General features: G+C 58.5%; 6 protein-coding genes. 3 read left to right on the forward strand and 3 right to left on the reverse strand.

The window, feature by feature from the left end:
• Nucleotides 1-54 precede the first annotated feature (54 nt).
• Nucleotides 55-1,080 carry an SMP-30/gluconolactonase/LRE family protein gene (locus K1X75_14685; protein ID MBX7059309.1) on the forward strand — a complete coding sequence of 342 codons (1,026 nt, stop codon included), beginning with the start codon at nt 55-57 and terminating at the stop codon, nt 1,078-1,080.
• Between the two features lie 332 nt (nt 1,081-1,412).
• Here the strand turns inward: K1X75_14685 and K1X75_14690 are convergent, their stop codons facing one another.
• Entirely contained in the window at nt 1,413-2,459 is a 1,047-nt protein-coding gene (locus tag K1X75_14690) for a pirin family protein (GenBank protein ID MBX7059310.1), read from the reverse strand.
• Nucleotides 2,460-2,581: 122 nt separating this feature from the next.
• Between K1X75_14690 and K1X75_14695 the strand changes: the two genes are divergently transcribed.
• Nucleotides 2,582-3,067: a hypothetical protein gene (locus K1X75_14695; GenBank protein MBX7059311.1), complete on the forward strand. Its 486-nt coding sequence runs from the start codon at nt 2,582-2,584 to the stop codon at nt 3,065-3,067.
• A gap of 85 nt (nt 3,068-3,152) precedes the next feature.
• On the opposite strand, the gene K1X75_14700 is transcribed toward K1X75_14695, so the two are convergent.
• The gene (locus K1X75_14700; GenBank protein MBX7059312.1) at nt 3,153-4,205 is read right to left on the reverse strand and encodes a hypothetical protein; all 1,053 of its coding nucleotides are present in this window, start codon (nt 4,203-4,205) and stop codon (nt 3,153-3,155) included.
• Nucleotides 4,206-4,262: 57 nt separating this feature from the next.
• A complete protein-coding gene (locus K1X75_14705) occupies nt 4,263-5,411 on the reverse strand; it encodes a hypothetical protein (GenBank protein MBX7059313.1) in 1,149 nt (382 codons plus the stop codon).
• Nucleotides 5,412-5,694: 283 nt separating this feature from the next.
• Between K1X75_14705 and K1X75_14710 the strand changes: the two genes are divergently transcribed.
• On the forward strand, nt 5,695-6,148 hold a 454-nt coding region (locus tag K1X75_14710; protein MBX7059314.1), incomplete at its 3' end, for a hypothetical protein.

The following is a 6,148-nucleotide window of genomic DNA, read 5'->3' on the forward strand; positions in this document are numbered from 1 at the left end:
AGCGGTGCGCCGGAATCTGGTGGACCGTAGCGACGGAAGTTGTTCGCCTGCTTCATGCGCAAATCGATCCGACTGGCCTGGCTCCTTACAATACTTCTCTTTTCGTTGCTCCTGCAGTGCTCCGCGGCGCTGCCGCCCGCGCCACAGATGGAGTGTGCGCGAGTATCTACGGGACCTGGCCCGGAGGATATGGCCATCGATCGAAGCCAGCCGACGACCCGCATTCTGGTATCGAGCCACGACCGTCGCAGCTGGACGCCGCACGGCGAAATCTATGCCCTGGATCCGCATAGCGGCAGCAGTCGCATCTTAGCGCGTGAAGGCGAACCGGCTGGCTTTGTCCTGCGACCCCACGGCATGGACATTCGCCCGGTCGCCGGCGGCGACGAACTGTACGTGATCAGTCATGGCGAGGAAATGGACGACGCCAACCACAGCATCGTGGTCTATCGTATTGAGCCGGATAAGCTTATCTTCGTTAAACAATTGAAAAGCGAACTTCTGAACTCGCCGAATGATCTGTCCGTTGCGGCAGATGGGAGTCTGTACGTCACCAATGATGCCGCCTCGCGCGGAAGCATGCTGGAAGCCATTCTGCGGCTCAAGCGCGCAAACGTTATCTACTATGATGGTCGCGATCAGTGGCGCGTTGCGGCCGCAGAGTTGGCCTTTCCCAATGGCATCCTGATTGATGGCGATACGCTTTACGTCTCCACCACGCGAGAAGATTCGCTCTACGCCTTTCCCCGGCAGGCGGATGGCAGCCTGGGTCAGCGTCGCCTCGTAGCGTCATTTAAGGGTCAGGATAACATCATGCGCGATGGAGACTGGCTCTATACTGCTGCGCACCTCAGCGATCTTGGATTTATGCGGCACCGATCGGATGAAAGCGTTCCTTCGCCCAGCGTGATCTATCGCGTCAACCGTCGCAGTGGCGCCGTGGAAGCCGTCTTTGCCGATGACGGCAATGGAGTGAGCGCTGTGGCTACGGGCCTGGTGCTGGATGGAAAGCTCTACGTTTCTCCGGTTTTTCAGCCCTTTGTTTACGCCTGTCGCCTGCCGGCGACTTTCCAGCAGTAGTTGCTCCGAAGGGGAGGACCTCGCCGCTTTTTCTTCGGAACGTACTTTTCCTCCGCTACGACTGGCGGCAGGAGGAAGCTATGAACGAAGCGACAGAAGTGAATGCTGGCGAAAGCTGGCGAACCAGCTGCTGGGATCAGCCGGAGTTGCAGTGCCGGCTTGCAAATTGTGTGTCCAGTGCGGCGTGCCGCGCCAGCGGACGATGTGTGGCCCGATTGGCAGGAGAGGCAGCTGCAGAGCTCAGAGTTCCGCTAATTGGCGGGCGAAATGCGGCTTAAATTGTCCAGTGCGAAGAGCTTTGCTCAATCCGGCATACGGCGTCCCAGCCAGCGTTACGAATGAGCAGCGGCGCTGCCTGGAGCCCCGTCATGCGGTCGTTCTGTTCGACCGTCCGCGTGACGGGCAAATCGCCGCTCTTCGTTTCCGTGAACGGGAGCATCATCCGCCCAGGGCCAACCGCCAAATCTGGTGCGCTCATAGTCGGCCATTGCCTGATAGATTTCTTGCTGCGTATTCATCACAAATGGGCCGTATTGCGCTACGGGCTCGCCAATCGGCCGTCCTTCCAGCAGGAGCAATTCAGCGCCGTCGCCGCTCTCGAGCAGGACCTCGCCTTCGCTTTTCAGCAGAAAGACGTGTGCGGCCTCAATGGCTTCTCCATCCAGCCTCAGCTGAGCTCCATTAAAAAAATACAGGGCGCGATTGAGGCCGGCAGCAGCGGACGGCAGGCGCCATCTGGCAGCCGGAGACATCTGGATCGTCAGGATCCGTACTTCGCTGTGGGCATGGGCAGCCCACGAATCTGGCGGCGGCTGCACGCCGCGTCCGCCGGGCAGAGCCCCCGCATAGACGGCGACTGTCGTTTTACGTCCAGCAGCGTCGGCGAATTCAAGACGCGGAACAGATTCGCTCCAGTACATTGAAAAATAGGGCGCCGCCATCTTGTTTTCCCGGGGCAGATTGAGCCAGATCTGGAAAAGTTCAACCGGGTTGCGCTCATCGCGTCGTAGCAGCGGGAACATCTCAGAATGAACGATGCCTGAGCCAGCAGTCATCCATTGCACGTCGCCCCGGCCAAAACGTGCGGCAGCGCCCAGCGAATCGCTGTGATCAATCCAACCACGGCGTGCGATAGTAATCGTCTCAAATCCGCGGTGCGGATGCTGCGGAAAGCCGGGAGTCGACCGACCGTGGTACATGCTCCATCCATCCCTGGCGGAGAAATCGGCGCCGATATTGCGCCCGATCAGGGTGGCCCGTGGAGCAAAGCGCTCATCGCCCTCGGGATAATTATCATTGTGGTGCGCACAGAAAAGGAAAGGGTCCAACGTAGGCCAGGGAAAGGCAAGGGCTGCACGGTCCAGAATTGCCGAGGGCATAGCCCCAGCGTAGCTGCCCGTCGCCCTGACGTCCAGCCGCTTTGGACACTGAATCGAGGCTTGCCAGCTGAACGCGCCTGATTAGTTTGCGCCAGAATTTTGTCTGATGAGGGATAACGACTATGGAAGCGGCGGAGACAAGGGTCTATCAGGTGCTGGCGGAATCCTGGCCATGGCATAAGCGTCGGACGCTGCGCCGCTCGATTCTGGCGATGGCGATTGTTCTGGTGATCAGCATCGGATTCATCGCGCTAGTCTTCAGTCGATCTGCCAATATTGAAACTGGCGCCGTCATTTTTGTAGCAGTAGTCGGCGTGGTGTGCCTGTTGCCGGCGCTTGCCGGCGGGATTGCCTTTGGCCTCTACATTTCCAAATCAACCATGAAAGAAATGCGCATCGAACTCAGCGCCAGCCAGCTTCGCTTTCGGATCAATTCCTTTGGCGGACCAGCTATTCGATTGGACCGGCTGCAATCAGTGACCACGCTTCCCGATGGCGCTCTAATGCTTCAGGCCAATCGCAAATTGGAGCTTCCGCCCTTTATCGAAAACAAAGAAGAGCTTCTTGCTACGCTGAAGGAAAAAGCGCGGCCGCGGTCGGCCGGCTAAGGCGCTGCCGATTCGGAAAGGAGCGATAGGAATTGGCTGTAGCTTTCGCCGCGGAAAGCCGGCCAGGGCAGGATTTTGCTGTGTACTAGAAAAACGCGCCAAGCACTCGTTCTTCGAAAATCAGACGTTGCCTGGCGGGCGGCGTCTGACTCCGAAATTCCTGTTGCAGTTCGATCAAGAGCTCGTAAATCTTTGAAAGATCGCGGCCGGAAAAACGATTCACTTCAAATTTCAAGCGAGCCAGTATCTTCTTTTGAACAAAAGGCGGTCGGCCCTTCAGGTCGAGGCGCTCCAGCAATTCCTGGTCGTTCATTGCAAGGTGCAAACAAATGGACGCCTTCCGAATCTCGTCGGTGCGCTTCAGAATAACTTTGAGAATGCCAAAAAAATTGTCCGTGTTGGGATGAAAGCGGCTCACTTCGCGCGCGGCTGCGGGAAAGTCGCCGGAAAATAGCGCATCGGTCAGTGCGAAGGGATTTACGCCCATCGTTGGAAAAAGAACGTCGCGCACCTGCATTGGTCCCAGGGTCGCCTTACGTTGTTCCTCTGGCAGCATATCGTGCAAGCGCTCCAGAAGGGCTTCTACCGCGCCGGCGCGCGGCGGCGCCTGCTCGCGCAGCATCGCAATCGCATCCTCGCTGAGATGCAATTGCAGCCGCCGTGCGGCCTGGGTCACGGCGTCGCCCATCTGATTGGCATAGAGCTCGCGCGTCGGCAAATGCGCAAAGCGGCCGTGAAGAAGCTTCAAGAACCTGGCCGATGGGGCGCCCTCGTAGCTGATCAGCAGCAGGGTGCGACCTGGGAAGCGCTGGAATCCTTCTGAATACACAAAACTCAGTGCGCTGCTCTGGGTAATGCTTTCGGCAATTCGCTGGCCCTGACGCAACAGGAAGAGACGGTAGGGAGCGAAGAGCGGAATGTTGAACAGTTCTTCGGCTAACTTCTCGGCGTCGCCAGGCTCTCCTGCATAAACGCTGAATTCAAAGCTGCCAATTTCGCGCGCCAGGCGTCGCCGCAGCCTGCTCAGCGCTTGATCGGCCAGATCGAGATCGGCGCCGGACACCAGAATTGCTTCCGGATTTTCTAGATCCAGTTTGTCTAGCTGCTTGAAAAAAGCCTGGGGATCCTTGAGTTCCAAGGCCCCCATTCTGGGGCGATGCGTCGCCGGCGTCCATTCGGAATCCGCGGCGAACTTTCAATAGAAATCGACGCTTACGTCGATCACACTGGCGCTGTTGTCTTCTTCCAGCAGCGCCGCTGGCGTCCAGCCTCCGCTGCTGCCGCTTTCCGAGTACCATACGCTTTGTTGACCGGCAGCGCTTTGCAGCCAGATGGCGACGGCGCGACCCAGACCGTCCGCTGCCGCTCGCGTCCCGACGGCGCCAAGCACGTCGTTCTCTAGCTGTTGCGCCGGCTGCCAGCCATTGAGGTAGCGAGCGGCGAAAACGTGATCCAGGCCGCCCGTAGTTTGCAGCCAGACGACAGCCGGAGCGGCGCCGCCTGCAACTCGCGTGGTAAGCGTTCCAGCCACTGAAAGCACCGGACTGATTTGCTGGGGCGCGCTCCAGACGCCGTTGCGCAATTGAGCTGCCCAAATTCGATCGTAAGCATTTGCATCCACGAAAGCCGCCGTGTAGACGCCGCTGCTATCGATACTGACCGAAGGCTCCGATCCAAAAGTTTTGATCTGAAACTCTGTCTGCCATCCGGCGGGGCCCAACTGATTGGAGTACATATCCGGTCCGCCCAGATTGTTGGCCCAGACGGCCGTCGCCGTTCCGCCGCCGCCAGCAGCGACAGTTCCATAGATGGCGCTGGAGCTGCCGATCGATTGCACGGGGGTGAATTGCCGCGTCCATGGCGAGAAGGAAAAGCCGCGCGGCGCCGCCGCCGGCGTTAAGACAACAGTCGCATAACCATCGGCGCTCATGTCCAGGCCCATTGGGACGGTGGCGCCGACAACTGTATCGAAGAGCGTTTGTGTTGACCATTGTCCGCTGGAATAGTATACATAGTAATAGTTGTTTGCCGTATCGCGATAGATCACGAGCGCTCGTCCCGACGCATCGCAGCCGATGTTTGGATTCTGTGCAATAGAAGCAAGCCCGTCGACCTGCTGTGCGCTACTCCAGCCGCTGAGTGGATGATAGCGGGCGACATAGATGCTGTTGAAAGCGCCGTCGCTCTGGACCCAGACCACTGCGCCCTGTCCGCCCTGACTGACACAGGCCGTTGGCAAGGCCGGTGGGACCGCCAGATTGTCGATGACCTGCGGCGCACTCCAGCCCCTGGTCGGCGCATAGGTTCGAGCATATACATCGTTGCCGATTGTCCAGGCAACCATTCCGACGCCGCGGCCAGCCGGCAGCAAGTAGGCCAAAAGACCGGCTATACCTGGACAATTCAAGTCAGCGGAGCTACAGTCGGCATCGAAACTGAAACAGCTAGATCCAGTCGCAACCGTCGTCCCGATGGCGGCCCAAAGCGCGGCTATTCTAAGTCTCATCGTGTACTGTACAACGCCTTAAGCCGGCAAGCGCGCCAACAATCCCTTAGGAACCTGAAAATCGCGGCCTCTTACCGAAAGAACTTGTCTCGCTACAGCAAGGGGCGCTGCTGGAGTCAGTATGAACTACCTGATCGTAGGCGCCAGTGCGGTTCTTGGCCATCAATCGATTGCGGCCATCTTGCAGGAAGATCCGCAAGCCTTCATCATTGCAACCAGTTCTGGCGAAGCGCCAATCGCTGGCGCAAGCCAGACCATTTACGGCGTGGATCTCCAGCGCGAAGACTGTGCAGCGAGCATGGTTGCAGCAATCAAAGCGCGCAAAATCGAAGCTGTCGTTTACGTTCCGGCGCGCGGCGCCGTGGGCAAGCCAGTCGAGTACGCAACGGCTGAAGAGTATCGAGCCAGCCTCAACTTTTCAGTAGTTCCTATGCTGAAACTGATGGCGGCATTGAAGCCGCGGCTTGGGCTATGGTTCTCCGGTTTCATGTGGCTGGATTGCCTGCTGGCGCTCTACGGGCCAATGATTTACACTAAGATTACTATGGAAGAGCTTACGCTGCGCCATCCTGATC

Source organism: Leptospirales bacterium, from assembly GCA_019694655.1.
Lineage (GTDB): Bacteria > Spirochaetota > Leptospiria > Leptospirales > Leptonemataceae > SSF53.

What these genes read in the sequence shown, in the direction of transcription:
- K1X75_14695 (MBX7059311.1), top strand. Translation starts at nt 2,582, where the DNA reads ATGGAAGCGGCGGAGACAAGGGTCTATCAGGTGCTGGCGGAATCCTGG.
- K1X75_14685 (MBX7059309.1), top strand. Translation starts at nt 55, where the DNA reads ATGCGCAAATCGATCCGACTGGCCTGGCTCCTTACAATACTTCTCTTT.
- K1X75_14705 (MBX7059313.1), bottom strand. Translation starts at nt 5,411, where the DNA reads ATGGTTGCCTGGACAATCGGCAACGATGTATATGCTCGAACCTATGCG.
- K1X75_14690 (MBX7059310.1), bottom strand. Translation starts at nt 2,459, where the DNA reads ATGCCCTCGGCAATTCTGGACCGTGCAGCCCTTGCCTTTCCCTGGCCT.